The 26,919-nt window shown below is 72.3% G+C and carries 20 protein-coding genes; 8 read left to right on the top strand and 12 right to left on the bottom strand.

Annotation, left to right across the window (positions count from 1 at the left end):
* The first annotated feature begins 110 nt into the window (after nucleotides 1–110).
* Nucleotides 111–1,376 (top strand): serine hydrolase domain-containing protein, encoded by a 1,266-nt coding sequence (locus ACIBK1_RS23695; protein ID WP_396737695.1) that lies wholly within the window; start codon nucleotides 111–113, stop codon nucleotides 1,374–1,376.
* A gap of 2 nt (nucleotides 1,377–1,378) precedes the next feature.
* The gene (locus ACIBK1_RS23690) at nucleotides 1,379–2,533 is read left to right on the top strand and encodes an NAD(P)/FAD-dependent oxidoreductase (protein WP_036405061.1); all 1,155 of its coding nucleotides are present in this window, start codon (nucleotides 1,379–1,381) and stop codon (nucleotides 2,531–2,533) included.
* A 6-nt stretch (nucleotides 2,534–2,539) separates the two neighbouring features.
* Here the strand turns inward: ACIBK1_RS23690 and ACIBK1_RS23685 are convergent, their stop codons facing one another.
* The 5 genes from ACIBK1_RS23685 to ACIBK1_RS23665 form a co-directional block, all read right to left on the bottom strand.
* Complete coding sequence (locus tag ACIBK1_RS23685) at nucleotides 2,540–3,796, bottom strand: helix-turn-helix domain-containing protein (protein ID WP_030505879.1); 1,257 nt, start codon at nucleotides 3,794–3,796, stop codon at nucleotides 2,540–2,542.
* 208 nt (nucleotides 3,797–4,004) lie between these two features.
* Complete coding sequence (locus ACIBK1_RS23680) at nucleotides 4,005–4,829, bottom strand: SDR family oxidoreductase (protein ID WP_051761275.1); 825 nt, start codon at nucleotides 4,827–4,829, stop codon at nucleotides 4,005–4,007.
* A 28-nt stretch (nucleotides 4,830–4,857) separates the two neighbouring features.
* On the bottom strand, nucleotides 4,858–6,147 hold the full coding sequence (locus tag ACIBK1_RS23675) for a glycosyltransferase (RefSeq protein WP_231513750.1): 1,290 nt from the start codon (nucleotides 6,145–6,147) through the stop codon (nucleotides 4,858–4,860).
* A 14-nt stretch (nucleotides 6,148–6,161) separates the two neighbouring features.
* Complete coding sequence (locus ACIBK1_RS23670) at nucleotides 6,162–8,273, bottom strand: HAD-IIIC family phosphatase (RefSeq protein ID WP_030505882.1); 2,112 nt, start codon at nucleotides 8,271–8,273, stop codon at nucleotides 6,162–6,164.
* Between the two features lie 38 nt (nucleotides 8,274–8,311).
* The gene (locus ACIBK1_RS23665) at nucleotides 8,312–9,238 is read right to left on the bottom strand and encodes a TauD/TfdA family dioxygenase (RefSeq protein WP_030505883.1); all 927 of its coding nucleotides are present in this window, start codon (nucleotides 9,236–9,238) and stop codon (nucleotides 8,312–8,314) included.
* Between the two features lie 508 nt (nucleotides 9,239–9,746).
* Between ACIBK1_RS23665 and ACIBK1_RS23660 the strand changes: the two genes are divergently transcribed.
* Both ACIBK1_RS23660 and ACIBK1_RS23655 read left to right on the top strand, forming a co-directional pair.
* A complete protein-coding gene (locus ACIBK1_RS23660) occupies nucleotides 9,747–15,260 on the top strand; it encodes an amino acid adenylation domain-containing protein (protein WP_396737690.1) in 5,514 nt (1,837 codons plus the stop codon).
* A 41-nt stretch (nucleotides 15,261–15,301) separates the two neighbouring features.
* On the top strand, nucleotides 15,302–15,556 hold the full coding sequence (locus tag ACIBK1_RS23655) for a hypothetical protein (protein ID WP_396737687.1): 255 nt from the start codon (nucleotides 15,302–15,304) through the stop codon (nucleotides 15,554–15,556).
* A gap of 3 nt (nucleotides 15,557–15,559) precedes the next feature.
* Here the strand turns inward: ACIBK1_RS23655 and ACIBK1_RS23650 are convergent, their stop codons facing one another.
* The 6 genes from ACIBK1_RS23650 to ACIBK1_RS23625 all read right to left on the bottom strand — a co-directional run bounded on the left by ACIBK1_RS23650 (nucleotide 15,560) and on the right by ACIBK1_RS23625 (nucleotide 19,242).
* A complete protein-coding gene (locus tag ACIBK1_RS23650) occupies nucleotides 15,560–15,835 on the bottom strand; it encodes a HesB/IscA family protein (protein ID WP_030505886.1) in 276 nt (91 codons plus the stop codon).
* A gap of 20 nt (nucleotides 15,836–15,855) precedes the next feature.
* Entirely contained in the window at nucleotides 15,856–16,440 is a 585-nt protein-coding gene (locus ACIBK1_RS23645; protein WP_143734530.1) for an Rv1733c family protein, read from the bottom strand.
* Nucleotides 16,441–16,500: 60 nt separating this feature from the next.
* The gene (locus ACIBK1_RS23640; RefSeq protein ID WP_396737684.1) at nucleotides 16,501–16,884 is read right to left on the bottom strand and encodes a hypothetical protein; all 384 of its coding nucleotides are present in this window, start codon (nucleotides 16,882–16,884) and stop codon (nucleotides 16,501–16,503) included.
* 79 nt (nucleotides 16,885–16,963) lie between these two features.
* Nucleotides 16,964–17,704 (bottom strand): class I SAM-dependent methyltransferase, encoded by a 741-nt coding sequence (locus ACIBK1_RS23635; RefSeq protein WP_396737680.1) that lies wholly within the window; start codon nucleotides 17,702–17,704, stop codon nucleotides 16,964–16,966.
* A 34-nt stretch (nucleotides 17,705–17,738) separates the two neighbouring features.
* Entirely contained in the window at nucleotides 17,739–18,710 is a 972-nt protein-coding gene (locus ACIBK1_RS23630; protein ID WP_396737677.1) for a DUF2332 domain-containing protein, read from the bottom strand.
* A gap of 28 nt (nucleotides 18,711–18,738) precedes the next feature.
* Nucleotides 18,739–19,242: a GNAT family N-acetyltransferase gene (locus ACIBK1_RS23625; protein ID WP_396737674.1), complete on the bottom strand. Its 504-nt coding sequence runs from the start codon at nucleotides 19,240–19,242 to the stop codon at nucleotides 18,739–18,741.
* 265 nt (nucleotides 19,243–19,507) lie between these two features.
* Between ACIBK1_RS23625 and ACIBK1_RS23620 the strand changes: the two genes are divergently transcribed.
* A complete protein-coding gene (locus tag ACIBK1_RS23620; RefSeq protein WP_396737671.1) occupies nucleotides 19,508–21,118 on the top strand; it encodes an SMI1/KNR4 family protein in 1,611 nt (536 codons plus the stop codon).
* 6 nt (nucleotides 21,119–21,124) lie between these two features.
* Here ACIBK1_RS23620 and ACIBK1_RS23615 read toward each other — a convergent pair whose 3' ends face one another.
* Complete coding sequence (locus ACIBK1_RS23615; protein WP_030505893.1) at nucleotides 21,125–21,844, bottom strand: TetR/AcrR family transcriptional regulator; 720 nt, start codon at nucleotides 21,842–21,844, stop codon at nucleotides 21,125–21,127.
* Between the two features lie 63 nt (nucleotides 21,845–21,907).
* On the opposite strand from ACIBK1_RS23615, the gene ACIBK1_RS23610 reads away from it, so the two are divergent.
* The 3 genes from ACIBK1_RS23610 (at nucleotide 21,908) to ACIBK1_RS23600 (ending at nucleotide 26,856) form a co-directional block, all read left to right on the top strand.
* Complete coding sequence (locus ACIBK1_RS23610; protein WP_396737668.1) at nucleotides 21,908–23,380, top strand: hypothetical protein; 1,473 nt, start codon at nucleotides 21,908–21,910, stop codon at nucleotides 23,378–23,380.
* Nucleotides 23,381–23,532: 152 nt separating this feature from the next.
* Nucleotides 23,533–25,458, top strand: coding sequence for a Xaa-Pro dipeptidyl-peptidase (locus ACIBK1_RS23605; RefSeq protein WP_396737665.1), 1,926 nt, complete (start codon nucleotides 23,533–23,535; stop codon nucleotides 25,456–25,458).
* Between the two features lie 150 nt (nucleotides 25,459–25,608).
* Nucleotides 25,609–26,856, top strand: a complete 1,248-nt coding sequence (locus tag ACIBK1_RS23600) for an endonuclease Q family protein (RefSeq protein WP_396737662.1) — start codon at nucleotides 25,609–25,611, stop codon at nucleotides 26,854–26,856.
* Nucleotides 26,857–26,919 lie beyond the last annotated feature (63 nt).

The raw sequence follows: 26,919 nt of genomic DNA, 5'->3' as shown, positions 1-26,919 counted from the left end.
TTAGTCGCGGGCACGTTGCCGACATGTTGCGTCCTTCCGCACACAGCCTCCGGTCCGTGTAGTCAGAAATGCGGTTATGGACGGTCAAATCTCCCCTAAGATCGGCCGTCATGATTCCGGAAACGTTTTCCGTCTCCCGCAGGAGCGCCCTGCGCCTGCTGACGGGCGGCGCGGCGGCGGGACTCGCCGCCGGGCTGCCCGCGTCACCGGCGAGCGCGGCGGCCCGCGCGTGGAGTGTCACCGGCAGCAGCGCGACGTCGCTCAAGCCCTTCGACGACACGCTCAAGCGCTTCATGCAGGCGCGGGCGATCCCGCACACGTCCCTGGCCGTGGTCCGCAAGGGCAAGCTGGTGCTCGCCCGGGGTTACAACTGGACGGCGGACACCTCGTTCGCGGCGGGCCCCACCTCGCTGTTCCGCATCGCGAGCCTCAGCAAGCCGGTCACTGCCGCCACGGTGCTGAAGCTGGCGCAGGACGGCAAGCTCAGCTTGTCGGCCAAGGTCGCGCCGCTGCTCGGGCTGAGCACGGCCGCCGACCCGCGCCTCGCCTCCGTCACCGTGACCCACCTGCTGCAGCACCTCGGCGGGTGGGATTCCGAGGTATCGGGCGACCCGATGTTCAAGGACCGGGTCATCGCCTCGACACTCGGCGTCCCGCTGCCGATCACGCAGGCGCACATCGTCAAGCACACGTCCGGCCTCAAGCTCGACCACGCGCCGGGCACGACGTACGCGTACTCGAACTACGGATACCTTCTCCTGCAGAAGGTCATCGAGAAGGCGAGCGGGGTCTCCTACGCCAGCTACGTCCAGAGCAAGATCCTGACGCCCCTCAAGATCAAGCGGATGGCGCTCGGCAGGACGGCGAAGGGTCTCCGCAAGTCGGGCGAGGTGCCGTACTTCTCGCAGTACACGGGCAAGAGCGTGATCGACACCTCCGGCTCCGTGATGCCCTTCCCCTACGGCGGGTTCAACCTGGAGAACATGGCCGCCCACGGCGGGTGGCTCGCCACGGCCGTCGATCTGGCGAAGTTCACCACCCTCTTCGACGCGGCCGGCGTGCTGACCTCGGCCTCGATCTCCAAGGCGTTCGCCAAGCCGTCGATCGGCGTCAACTCCGACGGCTGGTACTACGGCCTCGGCTGGCAGGTCCGCCCGGTCACCGGGGGCCGCAACACCTGGCACACGGGGTCGCTGGCCGGCACCTCCACGCTCATGGTCCGGCGCTATGACGGGCTGAGCTGGGTGGTCCTGTTCGACCAGCGCGACGACGCCTCGGGGCTGACCTACGGGGACATCGACCCCCTTCTCCACACCGCCGCCAACTCGGTGAAGTCCTGGCCCACCACCAACCTCTTCTCCACGTACGGTCTGTAAATGTGGAGGACGTCTGGGACCTGGTGGTCGTCGGCGCCGGGCCGGCGGGCTCGGCCGCCGCGCTGCGGGCCAGGCAGCTCGACCCCGGCTGCCGGGTGCTGCTGCTCGACCGGGCGGCCTTCCCGCGCGACAAGGCCTGCGGCGACGGTATCGCGGCGCACGCACGGCAGGAGCTCGCGCTGCTCGGACTGCCCGGCCTGCTCGACGACCACCGGCCGACGCCGCGCCTGTCGGTGACGTCGCCCGGCGGAGCCCACGTCTCGGCCGTCGTCGCGCGGCCCAACCACGTGGTGCCCCGCCGGGTCTTCGACGCCCGGCTGGTGGAGGCGGCGCGGGCGCGCGGCGTGGAGGTGCGCCGCCACCGGGTGCGTACGCTGACCGCCCTCGGCGAGCACGTCGTGGTCGACGGCCACCTGGTCGCCCGGGCGGTCGTCGCCGCCGACGGCGCCAACTCGGCCGTACGGCGGCTGATCGGCGTGCCGCCGAGCCCGGACCGGCACACCGCCATCGCGGTGCGCGGGTACGCCGACGTGCCGCCGGACGACGACGTGCAGGTCATCGTCATGCGGAGCGAGGCGTGGCCGGCCTACGGCTGGTCGTTCCCCGTGGGCGACGGCACGGCCAACGTCGGCTACGGCCTGCTGCTGCCCCGCATGCGCGAGATCGGGCTGCCGGGCCGCGAGATCCTGCACGGGCGGCTGGCCCGGCTCCTCCCTCTGCTGGGGGAGATCAGCTCGCCCGTCCGCGACCTGCGGGCGCATCACCTGCCGCTGTCGAGCGGGCGGCCGGTGCCGGGGGCAGGCCGGGTGCTGCTGGCCGGCGACGCGGCGAGCCTCGTGAACCCGCTGACCGGCGAGGGCATCTACTACGCGCTGCTGTCGGGGCGGCTCGCCGCCGAGGCGGCGATCGGGTCGCCGGACGACCCGCTGCGGGCCTACCGGCGCGGGCTGCGCCGGGCGCTCGGACGGCACCTGCGCACCACCGACGTGCTCGCCCTGGCCGCCCGCTCCCCCGGTTTCATCGACGCGGCGATCGACGTCGCCGCCCGCCGCACCGAGGTGTTCGATTTGCTCGTCGACGTCGGGCTCGGGGCAGGCACCGTGCCGCCCCGCCTGGCGGCGGCCGTCGCCCTCCGCTGGTTCAAGAACCTCGCCTGAGCCTCCTCACAGGACCGGCAGGCCGTACTCCGCGTCGAGGTCCCGCACCCGCCGGGCGGCCCGCGCCCGGGCCGGGGACCCGGTGGGCAGCGCGGCCAGCAGCGCCTGCCAGGCGACGATGTCGTCCCTCCCCCACGGCGCGCGCGTCCACCGTTCGAGCAGCGCGGGGTCGCGCCGGGCCACCAGCAGGTCGCGTACGCCGTCGTCCAGCAGGCGGCGCTGCCAGACGACGCCGGGCGCGTCCGAGCCGGGCAGGAGCGGCCCCCGGTAGGACCGCAGCGCGGCGTCGGCGTCCGCGGCGGCCAGGTGCTCGGCGAGCGCCTGGAAGTCGGCCCGCACCGGCACCCGCAGCCGGTACGGACGGGAGTCGAGCAGCGGACCGAGCCGGTGCCGCAGCCGGGACAGCTCCGCGCGGAGCGTGACGGGGTTCAGCATGCGGTCGCCGTACAGCTCCGCACTGAGCTGGTCGCTGCTCAGTCCCTCGGGGTGGCAGGCAAGCAGCACGACGATCTCGCTGTGCCGGGGGCCGAGCCTGATGCGGCGCGGGCCCTCGCCGAGCACGGCGTCGTCCCGGCCCAGGGCCGTGAGCGTCGCCCCGTGGTCGGCGGCGAGGTGGGCCTCGGCGGCGCGGGCCGCCGCCTGCACGAGGGCCAGGCTGTACGGGCTGGCCAGATTGTCGCCGCCGGTGACGTCGACAGCGCCGAGCAGGCGGCCGGTGTGCGGGTCGTGGATCGGCGCGGCGGCGCAGGTCCACGGCTGCACCGGCACGGCGAAGTGCTCGGCCGCGAAGATCTGCACCGGATGGTCGACCGTGATCGCGACGCCGGGGGCGTTGGTGCCCGCGTGCGACTCGTCCCACCGGGCCCCGGCGACGAAGTTCATCCGCTCGGCCCGCGCCCGCGCCCCGCGATGGCCCTCGACCCACAGCAGCCGGCCGGCCGCGTCGCACACCGCGAGCAGGTGCCGCCCGTCGTCGGCGATGCCGCCCAGCAGGTCGCGGAACAGCGGCAGCACCCGGGCCAGCGGGTGCGCCTCGCGATACTCCTCCAACTCGGCGTCGGTGAGCTCCAGCGGCGCGAGCGCGTCTGGATCCACCGCCCGCGCCGACCGCCGCCACGAGTCGGCGACCACCGCCCGCACCGGACCGTCGATCGGGCCGTCGATCGTTCCGGCCGACAGGTAGCGCTCATGGGCGCGGCGCAGCTCACCGGTGCGCTCCGCCGCGTCGGCCCCGGACTCAAGCGCGAGCCATGGATTGGTCACGGCGCCTCACTCTCCGCGTCTTCAGGCGCCATCGTCACCCACGCCGCGTCGCGCGACAAGGGCCCGTCAGCCGAGCCACGGCGTCAACGGATCCGCGGGCGGCTCGCCCGCCGGCCGCACCGCGCCGACCAGAACGAGCGGCTCTTCGCGTCCGGCCTGCGGCAGGTGCTCGACGGCCTGGCCGCCGCGCTCCCCGGCGGGTGACGGGTCAGGCGGAGGCCCAGACGTCCGTGCCGATGTCGCCCGCGGCCTGCGGGCCCATCAGGCCGAGCCCGCCGTCCACGAACAGCGACGCGCCGGTGACGTACGACGCGGTGGGTCCGGCCAGGAAGGCGATCACCGCGGCGACCTCGCGGGCGTCGCCGGGACGGCCGAGCGGGTAGCCGGGCCGGCTGTCCGGCCGGGGCGGCCGGTCCTCCTGCCCGGTCATGGGAGTCGCGATCTCCCCGGGAGCCACGGTGTTGACCGTGATGCCGTGCCTGCCCAGCTCCAGCGCCAGCGTGCGGCTGAGCATGCGCAGGCCGCCCTTGGCCGCGCAGTAGGGCCCGGCCCCGAGGCGGGGATAGTCCTCGTGCACGCTGGTCACGTTGACGATCCGGCCGCCGGCGCCGCGCTCGATCATGCGGCGGGCCGCCCGCTGCGAGCAGAGGAACGGCCCGTCGAGGTCGACCGCGAGGACCGACCGCCATCGGTCATAGCCGATCTCCAGCAGCGGCTCGGTCGTGCCGGTGCCCGCGTTGTTCACCAGCACGCCGAGGCCCCCCAGCTCGTCGGCGAGCTCGTCGACCACGGCCGCCGCGGCCACCGGATCGGTCAGGTCGTGCTGCCGCACGGCGGCCCGGCGCCCCTGATCCACGACCTGGCGGGCCGTCTCCCGCGCGCCCTGCTCATCCCGGTGATAGGTGACGCCGACGTCGAAGCCGTGCGCGGCGAGCATCACCGCGGTCGCCCGCCCGATCCCCGAGTCGGCCCCGGTGACGATCGCCACCTTGTCGTAGTCGAAGCGCGAGATCGGCGCCGTCGTGTCCGCCATGGGCCCGGCGTACCCGGAAGACCCCCCTCTACACGCCGCGCCGGGCGCGCGCCATGGCGGCCAGTCGCGTGCGCTGCTCCGGGGTGAGGCGCGCCAGCCGCTCACGCGGATCCGGCCGCGTCATGACCGCGTCGGTGCCGATCAGCGCCTCGGCGTGGTCGGCCGCGACACGCACGGAGTCCTCCGACGCGGCGTCGGCCGCGAGCGGCGCGATCCGCTCCCGGTATCCGCCGTCCTCCCCGCCGGCCTCCCCGCCGTCCTCCAGGGCCCGGGCCAGCAGGTCGGCCGCCCGGTCCTCGGTCCAGTGCGTCACGGGCAGCCAGGTCGCCACCCCGGCGCGCTCCAGCCGCTCGGCGTTGTCCGGACGGTCGACGCCGTGCGCCAGCAGCACCTGCGGGGTCGCCGACGACAGCGCCCGGGCGAGCGTGCCGATCCCGCCGTGGTGGACGACCGCGGCGACATGGGGCATGACCGTGGCGAACGGCGCCGAGGGCATCCACTCGATCCCGTCGGGCAGCGACTCCGGCTGGAACGCCGGGTGCCGGTTCACCAGCAGGGCCTTCCTCCCGATCCGCCGGCATGCCCGCGCCGCCACGTCGTAGAACCGATCGTGCAGCACCTGCCCGGTGCCGCCGGTGATCAGCACGGGCGGCTCGGCCCAGTCCGGCACCGGCCCCTGCGCCGTGTCGCCGAGCACGAACCCGCAGCGGACGACGCCCGCCGGCGCCGGCTGGCCCGCGGCGTCGAACCATTCCGGCCACAGCGCGAGCTGGGTCTTGGCGCTCGTCAGGTAGGAGTTCCAGTCGCGGACCGGCCGCAGGCCGAACTCCTGGAAGACTTCGTCGTATCCCTGCCCGAGCACGCGCCGGAAGAGGTTCGCGAGCACCGGCAGCGAGACGTACTGGTGGGGCGTGACGGACACCAGCGCCACCGGCACCCCGCGACGCTCGGCGGCCATCAGCGCGGCGATGCCCGACGTGTGCCGGGCGACCACCACGGTCTCCCCCGGCCGGTAGTGGGCCTCGATCATGCGGACCTCGTCCGCGAGCAACTCGAACAGGCCGTTGCGCCGGTAGAGCGCCAGCACGCCTTCGGGGTCCTTGAGGGGATCGAGCATGTAGCGCCGGGCGTCGTCCAGGTGCCGGTCGTAGCCCTCCGCCGTGTCGATCGGCACGTGCCGAAGACCCGCGGCCGCGAGCCGGTCGGCGAACCAGGAGTGCGTCATCACGACGACGTCGTGGCCCCGCTCCGCCAGCTCGCGCCCGATCCGTACGAACGGGAGCACGTCGCCGTTGGTGCCGTGGGTGCTCAGCAGCATCGTGGCCACGCGGATCAGCCGTTCCCCGAGTCGAGCAGGGCGTCGATCTCCTCGTCCGACAGGCCCGCGAGCTCGTCGAGCAGCCCGGCCAGCTCCTCGTCGTCGGCGTCGGCCAGCTGCCGCTCCTCGATCGCCTTGGCGACCTCGGCGACGGTGAACGAGGTGGTGTAGAGCGTGTCGAAGGGCAGCTCGACGCCGAACTCGGCACGCACCCGCGCCATGAACTGCACCAGCCGCAGCGAGTGGCCGCCGAGTTGGAAGAAGCCGTCGCTCACCGAGGTCGGCGCCACGTCGAGCAGCTCGGCCCACATGCGCATGACGGTCGCCTCGACGGGGCTCGCTCCCGCCACCTCCGTCACGGGACGGGCGGCCCGCATGGCGTCGAGGATCACGTCGGCGCCGGTCAGCCGGGTCGCGATCCGTTCGACGGCCGCCCATCCCGCGGAGGCGGCGGCGTCGACGGATCCGGCGGGTCCGGTGGTGCCGGCGGGCCCCGCTGCCCTCTCCTCAGCAGGGCCCGGCGTGTGGACGACGGCGGCCGCGTCGGCCGCGTCGAGGACATACCAGGCCGCCTCCTCGCCGTCGTACGGCTCCACCGTCGCCGGCAGAGCGGCGAGGAAGTCCCTGGCCGGCTGGTTGCGCTCGGTCGCCCGGAACGCCAGGGCCACCCGGGCCAGGCCGCGCTCACGCGCGAGCGCCCCCAGGTGCGCGAGCATGCGGTGCTCCACCCCGCGCCCGAGCGCCCGGCAGCTGAGCAGGAAGGCGCCGGCGCGCAGCGTGTTCCCCTCCGTACGCACGTCGGTGAGGCCGACGACGCCGTAGTCCCCGAAACGGTCGCTCACGTCCACGACGAACTTCTCGTCGCCGTCCAGGCGACGCGCCCCGGAGAGGTTGAACTGGTTGGTCCGCTCCGCGAGCTGGGCGGCCCGGGCCTCGTGCTCGGGACCGGCCGGGGTGATGGTCACCCGCAGGTCGAGCGTGGCGAAGAAGTCGGCGAGGGACATCTCGCCCCTGGCCTGCTCTCGCTGCCGTTCCTCCTGGTAGCGCCGGGTGCGCTCGCGGTCGGCCTCGGTGACCGCGAGCAGGTCGAGAGGCCAGCAGTGCCGCAGGAAGGCCGCCGCCTCCGCGGCGTCCGCCGGGAGCCTGAGGGTCAGCACCTCGGGGCAGCCGGCCCGGACCTCGGCGCACTCGACCGGGCTGTCGTCGAGGAAGACGAAGGAGTCGAGCCCCAGGTCGAGCTCGGCGGCGAGCGAGCGCAGCGCCTGCGACTTGGCCTCCCACCCGACGCGCATCGCCGCGACGTCGTCCAGGCCGACCGGCAGCTCCGGGTGCCGGGCGAACACCTCGCGGACGTCCTTCTCCTCGTTCTTGCTGCACAGGCACAGCAGCCTGCCGGCGGCGACCTGGCGGGCCAGCTCCCGCCAGATCTCCATCCGCTCCGGGCCGATGACCACGCCGTCGGGGCCGTCCTCGCCGACCACGCCGTCCCAGAGCGTGCCGTCGCAGTCCACGGCGACGACCTTGGGACGGGGGGTGGTCATGGCGTGCAGGCGGCGGACGGCCGCGGCGGCCAGCGCGGCGAAGTAGCGGTCGGTGTAGGGCACGTTGCCGGTCCGGTCGGCGAAGGCGTCGTGGACGGCCTCCGGCGCGGGCTCGTACGGCTCGGCGGAGGTGAGCACGGAGACGGCCCGGTCGCCCTCGAACGCCCGGGCCAGTTTGGAGGCGAGGCGCGCGTGCGCCTCGGGCGAGCCGTGCTCGGGTGAGGGAGGGCAGACGACGAGCACGTGCGGCGTGCCGGACGCGCGCGCAGAGGTGCGCAAGGCGGCGGCGAGGTCGGTGGCGACGGCCTCCACCTCGTCGAGCCCGTCCTGCCCGGCGACCATGTTCCCAGCGACCATGTTCCCGGCGACCATGTCCTCCGCCCGGACCAGCACGACGGCGGCGCCGGCCCGGCCGAGCACGCTGCCCGAGTCGAGGAGCGAGGGGAAGACCTGGTCGTACGGAGCGAAGGCGACGGCCTCCTCGGCGTCTCCCTCGACGTCGAGTTCGGCGAGCCAGAACCGCAGGGCGTCCCCGAGCGGCTCGGCGGTGAAGGTCGCGGCGACCCCAACCCCGATCTTGTTCACTGCGGTGTCCTTTCGAGAGCGCGGTCAGTGGGACGCGGTCAGTCGGACATGGCGACGAGGATGCGGCGGGAGCCGGTGAAGGGCCTGCGGCCGTGCCCGACCAGCACGTTGTCGATCAACAGCAGGTCGCCCTCCCGCCAGTCGACGTCCACCGCGTTGTCCAGACCCCGGTCGCGCACCTGGATCACGTACTCGCCGGGGATCGGGGCACCGTCGGGGAACGCCACCGACTGGGGCAACTCCTCCGGCGGCATGAGTTCGGCGAGCATGGCGGCGGCCTCGTCGCCGATCGAGGCGGGGTGCCACTGGTCGGCCTGGTTGAACCACACCTCGGCACCGGTCACGGGATGCCGGGTGGTGGCCGGCCTGACCTGGGAGATCCGCACGCCGCCGTCGGGCCGCCACTGCCAGTCCGCGCCGATGCCGTCGAGGAATCCGGCCACCTCGTCGCGGTCCTCGGTCTCGAAGGTCTCCTGCCAGCTCTTGCCGAGCCCCCGGCCGGCGTGCAGGTTCTGGGTGTAGCGCACGCCCTTGGCGAAGGCCTCCCTGACCTCGTCGTCGAGCGACTCCAGCCAGCGCACGCCGTCCACCACGGGGGTGGCCCCGCCGGTCTCGGCCGCCTTCTCGCAGTAGAACAGCAGCCGGGAGGGCCAGGTGGCGGAGTACGACAGCTCGTTGTGCATGGAGATCGTGTACTCGGGCGGATACTCGGTCGAGGTGTAGACGTTGCCGCCGACCTTGGTGCGGGGCGAGTTGCCGTGGACGTACGCCAGGCGGCTGGGCAGCAGCATGTCCATGACGGGATCGAGGGTCTCGGGCGTGACGCCGAACCCCCGGAAGACGAGCGCCTTCTCGCGGACCAGCAGGTCGCCCACGGGCAGTTCGCGCAGCCGTTCCATCAGCCCCTCAGGCGTGGCGGCAGAGCCGTCCGGGGCTATTTCCAGGGGCTTCCAGAAGTCGTCCATGCGTCCTCCTTCTGCGCGGGATCCGGCCGCGGCCGAGCACGGGGAAAAGGTCGAATTAAGGAGGCAGGCGGGCCCTCGAATAAGCAGCGCCCCTGCGGATAGAGATTCCGGCGGCCAACATAGAACCCGGATCGGGTTACGCGCAAGAAACATGTTTCATCGGTTCGCTCGACGACGTCAGTCAAATTCTCCGACATTGATCTGTGTCTGCCGGCAATGCCGACGGCTACTCACGTATCGCCACCCGGAAGCGATGACGGAAGGTCGATTTCCCAATACCCAGCGCAATTGATCGCAGGTGGAAGTGAGGCTTGCGTTACCCAGCGTGCGTCCCGTATCGTAAAATAATCACTTTCGTGGGAGCGCTCCCACGCATCTCGGCTCGAAACGCGGCGAGATACGCGGCGACGTCCTGCGGAATCGACGATCAAGCGTTTTCTGGTTCAACCACTTTTCTACGTGGTCAGCTGGTCCTGCGCATTGTTTGGCGCAGAGAGGAGAACGCTCGGTGACGATAACGCCGACGACTGAGAACGAGCATCTAATAGCTTCGCTTTCCCCACGCAGGCAGGAGGCCCTGCGCCGGCTCCTGGCCGCCAAGGCCGCCAGGGCCGCCGCCGCGACCGCGATCGCCCCGCGCGGCGGAGGGCCCGCCCCCTGCTCCTACGAGCAGACCCAGATGTGGCTCGGGGCGCGGTTCGCCGAGGGCGCACCCGCGCCCAACGCCACGATCGGCCTGCGGCTCACCGGCCCGCTCGACGTCCGGGCCCTGACCGTCGCCCTGGACAGCCTGGTCGAACGCCACGAGATCCTGCGCACGGTCTACGAGGGCGACGGGCACGAGCCCCGGCAGATCGTCCTCGACCCCGGGCCCGCGCCGCTCGACGTCGTCGACCTGCGGGAGCTGCCGGAGGCCGAGCGGGAGGCCCGGGCTCGGGAGATCACGTCCAGGGCCGCCGTCGAACGCTTCGACCTGGAGGCCGGGCCGGTCCACCGTACGACGCTGGTCCGGCTGGCCGACGAGGACCACGTGCTGATGTTCGTCTGCCACCACATCGCGTGCGACGGGTGGTCGGTCGGCATCATCGTGGACGAGCTGACCAGCGTGTACGCGACCGCCCACGAGGGACGGCCCGCCGAGGTGGCCAGGCCCCCGCTCCAGTACGCCGACTACGCGGCCTGGTCGCGGCGTGAGCTGACCGGCGAGCAGCGCGAGCGGCGGCTCGACTACTGGCGCGGCCGGCTCGACGGCGCGAGCGCGGTGGAGCTGCCCATCGCGCGGGACGGCCAGGCCGCCACCGAGGGCAACCGGAGCGACTGCCACCTGTTCACGCTGCCGGACGAGGTCCTGCGGGCGCTGCAGGAGGCCGGCGGCCCCGGAACCACCCCGTTCGTGGCCCTGCTCACGGTCTTCTCGATGCTGCTCGCGCGCTACACCGGGCAGGGCGACCTGACGATCGCCACGGTGAACGGCGGGCGCCGCCGGGTGGAGCTGGAGCCCGTGCTGGGCTGCTTCGTCAACGCCCTGCCGCTGCGCGCCGACCTGTCCGGCGACCCTTCGTTCCGGCAGGCGGCGGCCGGGGTCCGGCGCAGGCTCGGCGAGGCGCTCGCCAACCACCTGCCGTTCTCGGAGCTGGCCGGGGCGCTGAGCGACCGGGACGCCCGCAACTTCTCGCTGTCGACCGTCGGCTTCTCGCTGCGCGTCTTCCGCGACCAGCGCGGGAGCTGGCCCGAGCTGGAGGCGTCGGTCTGGGAGCACGAGGTCGACGACTTCACCTACGACCTCGCGCTGCTGGTGCACCTGAACGGCGCCGGCGACCCCGAGCTCTACCTGACCTACCAGAAGGACCGGTTCGACGCGGACGCCGTCGCCAGGATGGCCGGGCACTACCGGGCGCTGGCCGAGCGGATCGCCGCCGCCCCGGACACCCCGCTGGCCGGCCTGGAGCTGCTCACCGACGCCGAGCGCGACCTCGTCCTCGGAACGTGGAACGACTCCGCGCGGCCGTACCCGGACGCGGCCCTGCCCGAGCTGCTGGAGCGCCACGCGGACTCCGACGCGGTCGCGGTCTCCTTCGAGGGCCGCACGACCACGTACGCCGAGCTGCACGCCCGCGCCAACCAGGTCGCCCACCTGCTGCGCGAGCGGGGCATCGGCCCGGAGGACACGGTCGGCGTGCTGCTCGACCGGAGCCCGGATCTCATCGCCTGCCTGCTGGGCGTGTGGAAGGCGGGCGCGGCCTACCTGCCGATGGATCCCAAGTTCCCCGCGCAGCGCGTCCGCGACATGCTGTCGATCGCCGCGACCCCGCTGGTCCTGACCTCGGCGGGCTACACGCATCTGTTCGACGGCGCCGACGCGCTGGACGACGTCGTGGACGTGGAGAGCGGCGTGCTCGACGACCGGCCGCGCGACCCGGTGGGCGTGCCGTACGACATCGACCGGCTGGCCTACGTGATCTTCACGTCGGGGTCGACCGGCAAGCCGAAGGGCGTGCAGGTCACCCACCGCGGGCTGGTGAACCACGTGTGGTGGGCCGTCGAGGACCTGGCCTCCCAGGGCGACGGCGGCGCGCCGCTGTTCGGCTCGGTGGCGTTCGACCTCGTGGTGCCCAACCTCTGGGCGCCGCTCGTCACCGGTCAGCGGGTCACCGTGCTGCCGCAGGACTTCGACATGGGCGAGCTGGGCGCGCTGCTCGTGGCGGGCGGGCCGTACGGCTTCATCAAGTGCACCCCCGGGCACCTGGAGGTGCTCGGTCACCAGATCGACGCCCGGCAGGCCGCCGCGCTCGCCGGCAAGATCGTCGTCGCGGGTGAGGCGCTGCCCGGTTCCATGGCCAACCGGTGGCTGGAGATGCTCGGGCCGGGCCGGCTGATCAACGAGTACGGCCCCACCGAGGCGTCGGTCGGCACCTGCATCTATCCCGTGCGGGACGCCCAGCTCGTGGAGGTCGTCCCGATCGGGCGCCCGCTGCCCAACATGAAGATGTACGTCCTGGACGCCAACCGGCGGCTGCAGCCGGTCGGCGTGCCGGGCGAGCTGTACGTCGGCGGCGTGGGCGTCACCCGTGGTTACATGAACCGGCCGGACCTCACCGAGGAGCGGTTCCTGCCGGATTCTTTCAATCCCGGGGGCCGGATGTACCGCACCGGCGACCGGGTGACCTGGACCCGCGACGGGATCGTGGCCTTCCTCGGCCGGTTCGACGACCAGGTGAAGATCCGCGGCTACCGCATCGAGCTGGACGAGGTGCGCGCGGCCGTCCTCGATCACCCCGGTGTGCGCGACGCGGTCGTCACCGTGCACGCGTTCACCCCCGAGGACAAGCGGCTCGTCGCCTACTACGTCCCCACCGGTCCCGAGTTGTCCGAGCTGGCGGACCACTGCGCGGAACGGCTGCCGGAATACATGGTCCCGTCGGTGTTCGTACCGCTGGAGACCATCCCGCTCAACGCCAACGGCAAGGTGGACCGCAAGGCGCTGCCCGATCCGGTCGTACGGGTGGGCGACGACCTCGCCGAGCCGACGACCGAGACCGAGATCGTGGTGGCCGGGGTCTGGCGGGAGGTCCTCGGCATCGAGGCCGTCTCGATCGACAGCGACTTCAACGCGCTCGGCGGCCACTCGCTGCTGCTCATCCGCATGGTCGCCAAGCTGCGCCAGGCGCTGCCCGCCGACGGCTACCAGGTGACCGTGCTCGACGCGATCGCCAACCGCACCGTGCGGGAGCTGGCCGCGCTGATCGACGCCGCCGGGCAGGCGCCGGAGGAAAGCGACGACGGCGGCTCGCGCGGCCTGCTGGTCGAGCTCACCCGGCCGGTCAAGACGCCGACGCTGTCCCTCGTCTGCATCCCGTACGGCGGGGCCAGCGCGATGGTCTACCAGCCGCTGGCCGACGTGCTGCCGGACGGTCACTCGCTGTTCGCGGTCGCCCTGCCCGGCCACGAGCTGGGCGTCGAGGAGAGCACCATCCCGTTCCACGAGGCCGCCCAGCGGGTCTGCGACGAGGTGGTCGAGCGGGTGCGCGGCCCGGTCGCGTTGTACGGCCACTGCGTCGGCAGCGCGCTGACCGCCGAGATCGCGCGGCGGCTTGAGGCGGCCGGGCGGCGCGTCGAGGCCGTCTACACGGGCGGCAGCTTCCCGTTCGCCACGCCGAGCAAGGGCTTCAACGGCCTGCTCGGGCGGATCTTCCGCAGCAAGGCGCTGGACAACGCCAACGCGCACGCCAACTGGCTGCGCGCGATGGGCGCCGACCTGCAGGACCTCGACCCCGAGCAGGTCGACCACATCATCCGCACCATGCGGGTGGACGCACGGGCCGGTGAGGACTACTTCAGCGAGCTCGTGGAGCGGCAGAGCCCGCAGCTGCGCGCCCCGGTGATCTCGATCGTCGGCGACCGCGACGCGCTCACCGACTTCTACCAGGAGCGCTACCGCGACTGGCACTGCGTCTCCGAGACCACGGCGCTGGTCGTGATGGCCGAGGCCGGCCACTACTTCCTCCGGTATCGCACCGAGGAACTGGCCGCGATCGTCACGACCGCCCACACCTCCGTCGACCGTCCCGAGGAGTGGCGGCCACGCCCGCCCGAGGACCCGGCGACGTGGTGGCGGCAGGCGCTGTCCACCGACCGGCGGGCCGACGTCGCCGGGCCGCAGCCCAGCCTGGGCCGGTTCTTCACGGTGGCGACCGGTCAGATCGTCTCCATGATCGGCGCCGTGATGACCGAGTTCGCCGTGCCGATCTGGGCGTACCTGAAGAGCGGCTCACTGGTGCAGTTCGGCCTGTTCGCCATCATCGGGCTGGTGCCGGGGCTCGTCCTCGCGCCGTTGATCGGCGCGCTCGTCGACCGGTACGACCGCAAGCGGGCGATGCTGGCGGCAGACGGCTTGTCGCTGGCCGTGCAGGCCGCGCTGCTCGCCCTGATGGCGGGCGACGTGCTGAACATGCCCCTGCTGTACGGCCTGCTGGTGGTGCTGTCGATATCGGTGACCCTGCAACGGGTGGCCTGGCAGTCGGCCGGTCCACAGCTCGCGCCCAAGCACTATCTGCATCACGTCGGCGGCGTCGTCCAGCTCGGCAACGCGGTGGCCCAGCTCATGGTCCCGCTGTTCTCCGTCGCCGTGCTGGCGCTGATCGGCATCGAGGGCATCCTGACCGCCAACGTGGTCTGCTACGCGATCGCGTTCGCCGTGACCCTGCTCGTGCGCTTCCCGGCCACGATGGCCTGGCGGCGCCGCGAGACGGTCTCCGCCGAGATCCGCAACGGCTTCCGCTACCTGCTTCGGCGGCGGGGCCTGCGGGCCATGGCCTTCACGATGTTCATCGTGAACTTCTTCCTGTTCACCGGGTTCATCATGATCTCGCCGCTGGTGCTGTCGGTCGGCGAGCTGGCCGACACCGGTCGGGTGGCGCTGCTCGCCGGGATCGGGGCGGTGTGCGGCGGCCTGATCATCACGCTGTGGGGCGGCCCGCGTGACCGCCGGATGTTCGGCATGCTGGCGGCCGCCGGCGTGCTCGGGATCTTCTGCGCGATCGCCGGTCTGCGCCCGTCGCTCATCCTCATCACGGTCGGCGCCTTCGGCATGTCGCTGATGATGACGATCAGCGACGGCATCTGGCTGACGATCATCCACTCGAAGGTGCCCCAGCGCTACCACGCCCGGGTCATCGCGATCAACCGGATGCTCGCGCTGTCGACCCAGCCGGTCGGCCTCGCCGTACAGGCCTGGCTGGTGGGGCTGGTCTTCGAGCCGCTGATGCGGCCGGACGGCCCGCTGGCCGGCACGGTCGGGAGGGTGATCGGGGTCGGCGAGGGCCGCGGCATCGGACTGCTGTACATCGTGTGCGGCCTGGCCATCGCGCTCACGATCACGCTGGCCCTGCGGCACCCGGCACTGGCGAGGTTCGACCAGGAGACCCCGGACGCCGAGCCGGACGACCTGGTCGGGCTGGAGGCGCTGCGCAGCCGTCAGGAGCAGCGGCACGTCCCGCCGCAGCGGGTTCCGTCCGAGCTGTGAGCAGGTGAATGGCATACGGGCCGCCGGGTAAGGCGGCCCGTATGGACGAGAAGAAGATGAACCCGAAGCAGCTCGCCGAGGAGCTGGCGACCAACGCGCAGGACGACCCGCGGTTCAAGAACCGGACGCCCGGCATCCGGGCCACCCGGCGGGGGTCGGTGGAGCAGGCGGACCAGGACGCCGCCGGCATCGTCGGCGGCAACGGGATCTCGGGCGGTGGCGCGTCCGGAGGGGAAACCCTCGGGCAGCCGCCCACCGGACGACTCGACGACGAGGAGGACGAGGGCGACCAGTAGGCCTCAGCTCAGACGGAAGGTCGGGCGGCCACCGGGACCGGTCTCGGCGTCCAGCGTCTTGCCGCCGACGGTCTCGGCGACCTCCGGTTCGAGGAAGACGCGCACGTCCGCTCTCTCGATCACCTCGTCGCCCGAGAACGGCGCGCTCACCAGCGAGAGCTCCAGTGAGGCGGGCTCGCCCGGCTTGGCCGCGATGCGCAGGCCCGCCTCCTCGGGAAGGTACTCCCCCACCATCAGATCGCGGATCGCCCGAACGGCGTGGTCGGTGACTGTCAGCACGACGCGCCTCCTGTGTCTGCTCACGCGTCCTTGGGCTTGCGCCGCCGGTTCATCGCGAGCCACCCGGCGTCCCAGGCGGCGTACCTGCGGTGGTCGAGACGGCGGCGGACGAGGGCGAGACACGCGAGCAGGGCCGTCAGCGACAGCGCCGCCGTGGCCGTTCCGGACGCGACGCCGTCCGCGACCGTGTCGATCCGGCTCCGCGGGCCGTCGCCGGGCCTGCCCTCGCGGTCCAGCCAGATCCGCACGGGCGAGCCGGCCTTGGCCGCCGAGGGAACCGGCGCCTGCCCCGTCACCGTACGGCCGTCGGCGGTCGTCCAGGCGACGCCCGTGCGCAGCCGCGCGGCGGTGCCCTCCACCGCGACCCAGGTGGCCGCCGGCGCGTCCCGCGTGACGGTGGCCGTCACCCACCGCCCGGAATGCTCCTCGGCCAGGCCGGCGCGATAGACGGCGGCGCCCACGGCGAACGCCGCGCCCAGGCTCAGCACGGCAAAGATCAGGAAGGCCAGGACGGCCACGGACTCGACGCGGTCGGTGCCGCGCCGTAACGGATTGCCGTCGGGCAGGTAGCGCCGCACCCGCATCGTCACCGGGCCAGATCGCATGGCGTCACCCCTCCTCCTTCTCGTGCGCCTGGTCGTGCGCCTTCTGGTGCGGGGGGCGTCTCACTCGCCCGGCTCCCGGAACCGCGGCGCGTCCGGCGGAGGGCCGGAGGACTCCTGGATCAGCGCGTTCAACGTGGTGTCGTCGGCGATGGCGTGCTCTGCCTCGGCCGTGTCCTCCAGCGCGACGATCCGCTCGGGTCGCCGCGCCTCCCGCTCCGCCTCTTCCCGGTCCCGGACGGCCCTCTCGATGGCCTCCAGCATCTCCTGCCGGCCGTAGGAGCCCTCGGCGATCTCGTTCAGGAGGGCGAGGGTCTCGGCCGGCACGTGGATGTCCGCCGCGGCGGCGGAGTAAAGGTCGCGGCGCGTCACGCGAAGACGGTCGTGGAAGAGCTCGTCCACGACCTGGCGCAGTCGCTCCGTCTCCGTCTCCGCAGGGTCAGGCATGCCTTCTCCTTCCGGTCTGTCCTTACCCCCCGCGGTGCGGATCCCACGCCCCGGCTCACAGATCGGCTCACAGATCGGCTCATAGATCGGCGACGAGAAGCCGGTATCCGGCGTCGTACTCCTCCAGGCCGAGCAGGTCGCGGTGGCGCTCGTGCCATCGGCCCGACTCCAGGTCGGCCGCGAGCCGGTCCAGGGCCGGCCGTACGACCGACTTATCGAGCTGGGCGAGCACGGACATGCCGGCCTGGACCACGGGATCGAGATAGCCCTCGGGTCTGCGCCAATAGGCGGCGCCGAACCCGTCGGTGCAGTCGTGCGGGATGGGGACCGGCTCGACCCGAGCGCCGCCGAGCAGCCGGACGAGATCGGCGATCGGGACGGCGCGGGCGTCGTCCAGCGCCGCGCCCTCGGGCAGATACTCCCTGAAAAACCAGTAGTCACGGGTGCGCTCCTGGTCCCAGGTCAGGATCACCACGCGGCGCCGCGCGACCCTGCGCAACTCGGCGATCCCGGCCCCGAGGTCCGTCCAGTAGTGCACGGTCAGGATCGCCATCGCGGCGTCGGCCACGCCGTCGGCGAGGGGAAGGGCCTCGGCCTGGGCGCGCACCACGGGCGCCGACCCCGGCGGCCGCTGGGCGATCATCACCGTGCTCGGCTCGACCGCGATCAGGGTGGCCGGGGGTTCGTACGATCCCGTGCCCGCCCCCACGTTGACGACCGTCGCGGCGTCCCCGAGCGCGACGGTGATCTGGTCGTCGAGCCTCGGATCGGGCCTGCGCGCGGCGCGGTAGGTCCTGCCGATCTGGTCGTAAACGGTCATGCCGCCAGTATCCGCCGCGCCGCTTGGGGGCTGCTCAGGCGAGCCAGTCCAGCCACTCGCCGTGCGGCCCGGCCATCGCGAGCGGTTCGCCGTCGAGCGCGGGCAGGAACGCCAGCCGCCTCTCCGGCAGGTCGGTCGTCAGCTTCGGAAGAAGGAAGGGCAGCCGGGGCGAGCCCTCGTTGGAGATCCACCGCACGGGCAGTCCGCCTGCTCGGAGACCGCGTACGAGTGCGACGAAGCGGTCCCGCGCCTCGGCGTCCAGGTAGGGCATGACCGCGCTGTGGAAGACGACGACCGTCGCCCCGGCGGGCGCGGCGGCGACGAGATCGGGCAGGGCCGCCGCGGCGTCCCCGCGCACCAGGCGCGGCGGGTCCTGCCGCGCCATCCGCACCGCACCGCGCAGCCGCGCGAGCCGGTCCGTCTGTTCCGGCCACACCAGGCACTCCAGCCAGCGCACCGCCTCGTCGTCGCGTACGTCGATCGGGTTGAGGTCCAGTCCGGCCCGCCACACGACCTCGGGGAGGCGCTCCGGCACCGGCACCTTCCCGTTCGTACGGCAGGTGAGCAGGACCGGGCTTCCGGCCGGCCCGATCTCGGGCCCGTCGTCGTAGCGGTAGCGGTAGCGGTCGGGGTAGAGGCACAGCCCCGCTGACGCGCCCACCTCCACCAGGGCCAGCGGCTGCGGCAGCGCCGCCAGCACCGGCAGCAGGCTCGCGCACCGGCCCGCCTCGTTGGTCTGCGTCCGCCGGGCGAGCATCGTCTCCCGTACCTCGGCCCAGTGGCTCACGGTCCACTCCCGGAAGCGGCCGAACTCGTCGTACGGCCCGCCGAGGAAGCGTACGGCGGCCAGCAGCAGGTTCGGCTGCCGCTTCGGCTCCGGCAGGCCGTCGATCAGTTCGAGCAGCCCCGGGTCGGCCGCGATCCCGAGAGCGAGCGCCTCGTAGGCCGCGCTGTGCCCCCTGACCTCCCGCTCCGCGAAGTATCTGTACCACTCCGCCGTCTCCATGCCGCCTCCTTGAGGAACGCCGAAGACTTCATGGAACCAGGCGGTCCCAGGTCCACAGGCGCTCGCCGTCCTCGATGCGGTCGGTGGGCAGGAGGCCGATCCGGCCGGCCACCGCCATGGACGCGTGGTGATCGGGATGGATGTGGGCCTCGATGCGGGCGACGCCGCGCGCACGCAGCCACCCGGCGAGGGCCGCCGCCGCCTCCGAGGCGTAGCCCCGGCCCTGCCAGGCGGTCCCCACGACCCATGCGACCTCGGCCCGCCGCCCCTCGTCCACCACGGTCGCCTGCACGTAGCCGACCGCCCTGCCGTCGGTGTCGCGGCGGATGATCCAGTTGAGCCACTCCTGCCGTCCGTCCGGAGAGCGGCGGGCTTCGAGCGCGGCGTACCGGGCGCGGAGTTCCGGCAGGGTGGGCGCGGCTCCGCCGATGAAGGCGTACAGCTCCTCCCCCGCCAGCACCTCCGCCATCTCGTCCGCGTCCTGCGCGGTCAGCGGCCGGAGTGTGAGCCGCGCCGCCGAGATGGTCTCCATATGCCGAAGTCTCCCCCGTCCCGGCCTGTACACCCAACTGCTTAAACCGATCGATTCCCGGCGGGCACGGCGGACATCATGGCTGGCATCAAGCACCGCACGGCGTCCTGCACCCGTGCGGTCGTCGAGGCGGCCTGCAGTACGGCGGGGCTCGATCCGGAGAAGTCGGGCTGGACGGCGCCGGTTCGAGCCCGGCCGGCGAGGACCTCCAAGAACGGATCATCTGGCACCTGCGGCTGACCAGCAAGATCGATACAGTGCGCCGGTGATCAGATCACGGTGGGCACGTGTCTTATGGCCGGCGCTCGTGGGCGCGCTCCTGATGGCCGGGCTAGCGGGCGAACCGGACCTCGTGGAGGAGACGGTGATGTGCTTCTCCATGTCCATGGTCAACACCGTGTCGCTGTCCTGTGACGACCCCGAGTTCGAAGCCGAGATGAAGGCCAACGCCCTCACCCCCGAGGAGGCGAAGAGCATCGGGTGCCCGCCGGTGCAGTGGGACGACGAGGCCGAGCTCGGCCCCGATATGGGGCAGGACCCGAGCCTCGTGAGCGCCGAACCCACCTACATCCCGCGTACGCCCGATCCGGCGACCGCCGCGCGGGTGAACCAGGCGTGGGACCGGATCGAACGCTGGCTGGGCGCGCACGCCTCGGCCACGCTGCGGAAGCTCAAGTTCGGCGCCGACCCGCAGAACCTCGCCGGATGGGAGACGGACAACGGCCGCCGCCTTCCCGACGACCTGTACGTCTCCTATCTCCGGCATGACGGCGCCGACGGCAACCTGGGTGCGGGGTTCCAGCTCCCGCCCTCGTACGGCCTGCTCGGTCTTTTCGAGATCGACTCCATCAACTGGGGGTACTGCCAGGAGCTGGTGATGGAGGGCGACCTGGACGCGGCCGACCCCGAGAACGGGACATGGCACGGCAGCTTCCTGGCCGTCGGCAGCGACGGCACCGGGCGGGAGCTGTTCGTCGAGCCGCGGACGGGCCGCGTCGGCGAGGCCAGGGCGCGGGAGAAGGTGAAGTACGACGGCCCGATGGGCTGGCCGTCGCATCTGACGATGCTGGAGGCGCTGGCCGGCGCGCTGGAGCGGGGCAAGGCGCTGCGGGACTGGTACCCGGTCGTCACCGCGGGCTGCGAGCTGCGCTGGGCCGAGGAGCCCGCGCCCCTGCGGCAAGGCTGCGCCGGCGGCCCCCGGCCGTCCCCCACCCCGACGCCGACGGAGGAGCCGACCCCGGAGAAGCCGACGGCCGAGGAATTGCGGGCCGGCGGGTGCCTGCCGTCCCGCCGTACGCCCGGCCGTACGACCCGGGCGCGCGTGCCGGGGCCGCGCGTCACCGCCGAGGTGAACGCGGTGTGGCGGCGCATCGAGCGGTGGCTGGCCCGGAAGGCGCCCGTCACATACAAGAGTCTGCTGCCGCCGGCCCGCCCCCTGGACATCGCCAGGTCGGAAGCGGCGATGGGGCTGCGCTTCCCCGACGACCTGCGCGCCTCGCTGCTGCGGCACGACGGCGCCGGCTCGTGGGGGTTCGGCCCCGCCCCCTTCTACGAGCTGATGTCCGCCAAGGACATCCGCAGCGAGTGGAAGATGCTCTGCGACATCGGTCTCGACGACTCCTGGTGGCATGGCCGTCTGATCCCCTTCGCCCACGCGAACGACGGCGGCAACTTCTTCATCGACACGCGTACCGGGAAGACGGGCGAGTTCTTCAACGAGGAGGGCCTCACCCTGGAGGGCGACGTCGTGTGGCCGTCCTACCTGGCGCTGCTGAAGGCGACCACGAGGTCGCTGGAGACCGGCAGGCCGATCCGCGGCTGGCGGCCGAAGGTCGTCAAGGGCGAACTGAGGTGGGAGAGCACCACCCGGCGGTAGCCGCGATCAGGCCAGCCGGGCGGCGATGCCGTCGAGGACGAAGTCGAGCCCGATCGCGAAGCGTTCCTCCGGCGTGGGACCCGCCGGATGGGTGAGCCATTCCGTGAAATGGGGCAGGCCGCCGTCGGCGGCGGCCAGCTCGCGCAGCGCCGCGATGGCGGCGTAGAGCCGGGCGTCGTCGTCCAGGCCCTGGCGCCGCTCCTGACGGGCCTCCTCGCTGTCCTGCAGGGCGCTGCCGAGAATGTGCCGATCGACCAGGGCCGCGTAGGTCATGGCCTCGCCGACGGTCGCCCCTTGCCGTACGAGGACGGTGAGCATGAACTCCAGCCTGCGCATCATGTGCGGGCCGGCCGGAGGGCGGGCGTGGACCAGCACGGCGAACCAGGGATGCCTCGACGTCATCCGCCGGGTTTCCAGGGCGAGCGTGCGCAGGTCGTCACGCCAGTCGCCGCCGGGCTCCCCGGGCAGCGGGATCTCGGCCGTGGCCGCGTCGAGCATGAGGTCGAACAGGCCCTCCTTGCTGTGCACGTGCCGATAGAGAGCCATCGGCGAGTACGGCCCGAGGCGGGCGGCGACCGCCTTCATCGTCAGGCCGTCCAGTCCGGCCTCGTCGGCCACGCCGATCGCCGCCGCCACGACCTTCTCCCGGTCCAGCACACGCCTGCGCGTCTGCGTCTGCGGCTGCGTCCAGATCAGCGGGAACTCGTTCGTCTCTCCCTCTCCCATGCCGTAAGTTTACGGCATACACTCCTTGTGTACGTCATAAACTTACTGACACCGGAGGCACCGATGGCGCAGGCAACGACCGACGCGTACGAACCGCGGGGGATCCGGCTGGGCGTCGTGAGGGGCGTCAGCTACGGCCTGTTCGGCCCGCCCGGCACGTTCATCCCTCAGGCCCGATCGCTGGGCGCCGGGATCGTCCGGGCGTACGTGTACTGGAGCCAGGTCGAGCCCGAGCCGGGCCGCTACCGCTGGGACGTGGTCGACGCGCTGCTCGGCCAGCTCGACGGCGACGAGGAGGTGTGGATCACGCTGTGCTCCAGCTCCCCCTGGGCGACCCGGACGCCGACCGACTTCCTGCCGCCCTCCCCCGCGCACGACCTGGACGCCTACGCCGAGTTCGTCCGCCGGGTGGTGCGCCGCTGCGCCGGGCGGGTGCACTACTGGCAGTGCGACAACGAGCCGAGCAACACCGACCTGCTGTGGGCGGGGACCGCCGACGAGTACGTCGCGCAGCTGAGGGTCATGTACGCCGCGGTGAAGGAGGCCGACCCCGCGGCCGCCGTGGTGCTCGGCGGGTGCGGCTACGACGTGCTCGGCAGCGAGGCGGGCAGCGAGCCCTGGCGCTTCTTCGAGCAGGTGCTGTCCGGCGGCCGGGACGCCTTCGACCTGTTCGACGTGCACCTGTACGGCGACGCCGCCGCGGTCCCCGCCCATATCGAGGCCGTGCGAGAACTGATGCGGGCGCACGGCTGTCTCAGGCCGGTGGTGGTGGGCGAGTACGCCGCGCCCGTGCCGTTCGAGTTCCCCGAGGCTCAGGCCGTCATGTACGAGGTGTTCGCCGAGGCCTTCGCCGGCGAAGCACCGGTGCAGAGCACCGAAGAACTGGCCGCCAGGGCGCGGCAGGACACCCCCGAGCGGCGGGCCATGGCCGCGTTGTACGCGCGGATGCCGCAGCTGCCGCCCCGGCTGCTGATGTTCATGGAGGGGTGCCCGCCGGAGCTGGAGGCCGGACGCCACCGGATCAACTGCCGCCAGCTCGTCGCGTGCACCCTGCAGGCGCTCGCCGCCGGGGTCCGCCGCACCCTCTACTGGAACCTCGCGCCCGAGGTGCCCGGCCCGGCCGACCCGCTGCAGATCATGCATCTGATGTTCGGCAAGCTCGCCATGCTCGGCTACCGGGACGGCGAACTCGCCGCCCGCCATCCGGCGGCGGACACCTTCGCCCTGCTCGCCGCGCAGCTCGCGGGGGCCCGCCGGGTGACCCGCGTCCAGTCCGCCGACCTGTCCGGCCTGTACGCGTTCGAGGTCGAGCGCGCCGGACGGGGGCCGCTACTCGTGCTGTGGAACCGGAGCGACACGGCGGGCGACACGGCCGGCGGGGAGGACCGGCCGCCCGTCGCCGTCTCCTGGCCCTGGCCGGCGTCCGCCGCGACCGCCGTGGACGCCTTCGGCGAGCCGCACGCAGTCGAGGTCCGCGACCGGATGCTGCGCCTGGCCGTCTCCGACACGCCGGTGTTCGTCAGCCCGGAGAGCTGAGCACAGCTTCACAACGCTCTTCGACCCCTCGTGAACCACTTCTGTCACACAGCAGGATCAAGGTGATGTCGATCACATAAAGGGATCTTGTCGGCATACCGGCATGCATGGAACTTTGCGGAGGATTTCCACACCCCTTCTGGAGGCTCTCCGTGCTGTTACGAGCAGCCATCGCCGCGGTCGCCCTGACCGCCATCGGCGCGGTCCCGGCCCACGCGGCCGACGGTCCGGCCATCACCGTCGACCAGGGACGCACCCAACCGGTCTTCTCCTACGCCGACGCCGTTCGCGAGCACGTCTACGTCGAGTCGAGCGTCGACAGCGACTCCGACGGCCGCCTCGACCGGGTCAGGGTCGACATCATCAGGCCCAGGGAGTCGGGGCCCGGGCTCAAGGTGCCGACGATCATCGACGAGAGCCCCTACTACGACAACTCCGGGCGCGGCAACGAGTCCGAGCGCAAGACGTACGACGCGGCGGGCGAGCCCCTCAAGTTCCCGCTGTTCTACGACAACTACTTCGTGCCGCGCGGCTACGCCGTCCTCAACGTCGACATGGTCGGCACCACGAAGTCCGACGGCTGCCCCGACGTGGGCGGCAAGGCCGACGTGCTGGGCGGCAAGGCGGTCGTCGACTGGCTGAACGGCCGCGCCCCCGCCTACCACGACGACGGCTCCCCCGCGGTGGCCGACTGGAGCACCGGCAAGGCCGGCATGATCGGCAAGTCGTACGACGGCACGCTGGCCAACGCGGTCGCGGCGACCGGGGTCGAGGGCCTGGAGACGATCGTCCCGATCTCCGCCATCAGCTCCTGGTACAAGTACCAGCGCTCCAACGGCGTCATCTACAACTACAACTACATGTCGTACCTGTCCCGGGCCGTCGACACCGACCCGGCCGCCAAGTGCGCGGCGAAGCGGGCTCAGCTGGACGTCGACGCCGACGACACCACGGGGAACTACAACGGCTTCTGGGCCGAGCGCGACTACGTCGCCGGGTCGCTCGGCGACGCGTCGAAGGTGCACGCCAGCGTCTTCGTCGTGCACACGGTCAACGACCTCAACGTCAAGCCCGACAACTTCTCGGTGTGGTGGCAGGCGCTCGCCGACCGGAACGTGCCGCGCAAGATCTGGGTCGGCCAGTATCAGCACGTGGACCCCTTCGACTTCGAGGGGCGTCGTGACCTGTGGGTCGACACGCTGCACCGCTGGTTCGACCGCTGGCTGCTCGGCGTGGACAACGGGATCATGCAGGAGCCGCGCGCCGACGTGCAGGTCGGCCCGGCCGAGTGGGTCACCCAGAGCGACTGGCCGACGCCTGCCGCCTCGACCCACTTCTTCCGTCCGTCGGCCGACGGTTCGCTGAACCTCAAGCCCGGCAAGAACGGCGAGACCGCGAGCTTCACCGACGTCCGCCAGTCGGAGGACGCGATGGTCGCCGACGCCGGCACGGCCAAGCCCGGACGGATCGCCTTCACCACCGGTGAGCTGCCGCGCGACCTGCGCATGTCGGGCACGCCCGAGGTGGACCTGCGGGTCTCGCTCGACAAGCCGACCTCGAACCTGACCGCGCTTCTCGTCGACTTCGGCGAGGACACCCGGGTCGACTGGCGCCGTGGGCAGGGCGTCACCACCCTCGCCGAGGAGGACTGCCACGGCGACAGCACCGCCGCCGACGACGCCTGCTACAAGAAGGTCGTCACCAACCTGGCCACGCGTCCGCTGGAGATCGTGGCGCGCGGCTGGATCGACGCGCAGAACCGCGACTCGCTCTCCGAGTCGTCGCCGCTGACCCCCGGCTCGTACGCGCAGGTCAAGTGGAAGACGCTGCCGCAGGAGTACGTCTTCAAGAAGGGCCACAGGATCGGGCTGGTGATCGCCGGCACCGACTCGAACTACAGCGGCGAGCGGGCCACCGGCACGACCGTCACCGTCGACCTGCACAAGAGCCGGGTGGAGATTCCGCTCGTGCTCGGCATCGGCCACGCGCTGAACGGCGACGACATCGTCAAGGACAAGGGCACCTGGCACGGTCCCCAGCAGATCGACCTGCCGGTGCCGGACAACAAGCTCTACTGATCCCCTGACCCTCCTCTGACGCCGGCGCCGGGACCCGCGTCCCGGCGCCGCGTCCGAGCGATCCGGACGGGAGGAGGACTTGCGGGCGTTTGGACCTCTCCTGATCGGCAAACTGGTAGATCCACGGTCACGCCGACGGGAGAGGTCACCGTGCGTTTCCACGCCGACCTGCACATGCACTCCAGGTACGCCTACGCGTGCAGCAAGAACAGCGACCTGGAGCAGTTGACCTGGTGGGCCCGGCGCAAGGGCGTCACGCTCATGGGCACGGGCGACTTCACCCACCCGGCCTGGCTGGACCGGCTCCGTACGGCTCTCGTGCCGGCCGAGCCCGGACTGTTCCGGCTGCGCGACGACCTCGACCGCGAGGTCGCGGCGACCCTGCCGGGCAGCGTGGCCACCGCACCCGTGCGGTACATGCTGTCGGTGGAGATCTCCACCGTCTACTCCCAGGGCGGCCGCTCCCGGAAGATCCACCACCTCGTCTACCTGCCGGGATTCGAGCAGGTCGAGGAGTTCGACCGAGGGCTCGCCAAGGTCGCCGACCTCGGCGTGGACGGCCGGCCCACCGTACGCATGAGCTCCCGCGACCTGCTGGAGGCCGTCCTGGCCTGCGGCGAGGGCGCCTATCTGGTGCCGGCGCACGTCTGGACGCCGTGGTTCGGCGTGCTCGGCTCGAAATCGGGATTCGACAGCATCGAGGAGTGCTTCGGCGACCTCACCGAGCACGTCTTCGCGCTGGAGACCGGGCTGTCCGCCGACCCCGCCATGATGTGGCAGGTCTCCGGCCTCGACGGATATCGGCTGGTCAGCTACTCGGACGCGCACTCGCCGCCCATCGTCGGCCGCGAGACCACCGTCTTCGAGACCGACCTGGACTACTTCGCGATCGAGCGGGCCCTGCGCACCGGCGCCGGCCTGCGCGGCACGACCGAGTTCTTCCCCGAGGCGGGCAAGTACCACGTCGACGGCCACCGCAAGTGCGGCGTGCGGCTCGACCCTGAGGAGACGCGCAAGCTCGGCGGCCTCTGCCCGATATGCGGCAGGAAGCTCACGGTCGGCGTGCTGAGCAGGGTCGAGGACCTCGCGGACCGCCCGGCGGGCAGAAGCCCGCGCGGCGCGGCGGGCTTCCGCAACCTCGTCCCGCTCCCGGATCTCGTGGCCGAGACCCTGGGGGTGGGCCCGAAGAGCAAGAAGGTGAGCGCGGAGACCGACAGGCTCGTGGCCGCGCTCGGGCCCGAGCTCGCGATACTCGGCGACCTCCCTCTCGACGCCATCGCCGATTGCTCACCGCGGCTCGCCGAGGCGATCGGCCGCCTGCGGAACGGCGACGTGGCCAAGGACCCCGGATACGACGGCGAGTTCGGCCGGATCCGCACCCTCAGCGCCCCCGCCTGAAACGCCGCCCATCCCACACACGCGGAGCCCGCGAAGGTGCTATGTCAGGCGGCGTGGGCCTCG

It is taken from the genome of Microbispora rosea (assembly GCF_044460045.1).
GTDB lineage: Bacteria > Actinomycetota > Actinomycetes > Streptosporangiales > Streptosporangiaceae > Microbispora > Microbispora rosea.
The sequence above is the reverse complement of the archived record's forward strand: the minus strand, read 5'-3'. Positions and strand labels throughout refer to the sequence as shown.

Bases quoted from the DNA above. Each gene is read 5' to 3' on its own strand.
- ACIBK1_RS23610 (WP_396737668.1), top strand. From the start codon at position 21,908: ATGGCGCAGGCAACGACCGACGCGTACGAACCGCGGGGGATCCGGCTG.
- ACIBK1_RS23655 (WP_396737687.1), top strand. From the start codon at position 15,302: ATGGACGAGAAGAAGATGAACCCGAAGCAGCTCGCCGAGGAGCTGGCG.
- ACIBK1_RS23640 (WP_396737684.1), bottom strand. From the start codon at position 16,884: ATGCCTGACCCTGCGGAGACGGAGACGGAGCGACTGCGCCAGGTCGTG.
- ACIBK1_RS23675 (WP_231513750.1), bottom strand. From the start codon at position 6,147: ATGCTGCTGAGCACCCACGGCACCAACGGCGACGTGCTCCCGTTCGTA.
- ACIBK1_RS23665 (WP_030505883.1), bottom strand. From the start codon at position 9,238: ATGGACGACTTCTGGAAGCCCCTGGAAATAGCCCCGGACGGCTCTGCC.
- ACIBK1_RS23645 (WP_143734530.1), bottom strand. From the start codon at position 16,440: ATGCGATCTGGCCCGGTGACGATGCGGGTGCGGCGCTACCTGCCCGAC.
- ACIBK1_RS23625 (WP_396737674.1), bottom strand. From the start codon at position 19,242: ATGGAGACCATCTCGGCGGCGCGGCTCACACTCCGGCCGCTGACCGCG.
- ACIBK1_RS23615 (WP_030505893.1), bottom strand. From the start codon at position 21,844: ATGGGAGAGGGAGAGACGAACGAGTTCCCGCTGATCTGGACGCAGCCG.
- ACIBK1_RS23635 (WP_396737680.1), bottom strand. From the start codon at position 17,704: ATGACCGTTTACGACCAGATCGGCAGGACCTACCGCGCCGCGCGCAGG.
- ACIBK1_RS23680 (WP_051761275.1), bottom strand. From the start codon at position 4,829: ATGGCGGACACGACGGCGCCGATCTCGCGCTTCGACTACGACAAGGTG.
- ACIBK1_RS23695 (WP_396737695.1), top strand. From the start codon at position 111: ATGATTCCGGAAACGTTTTCCGTCTCCCGCAGGAGCGCCCTGCGCCTG.
- ACIBK1_RS23630 (WP_396737677.1), bottom strand. From the start codon at position 18,710: ATGGAGACGGCGGAGTGGTACAGATACTTCGCGGAGCGGGAGGTCAGG.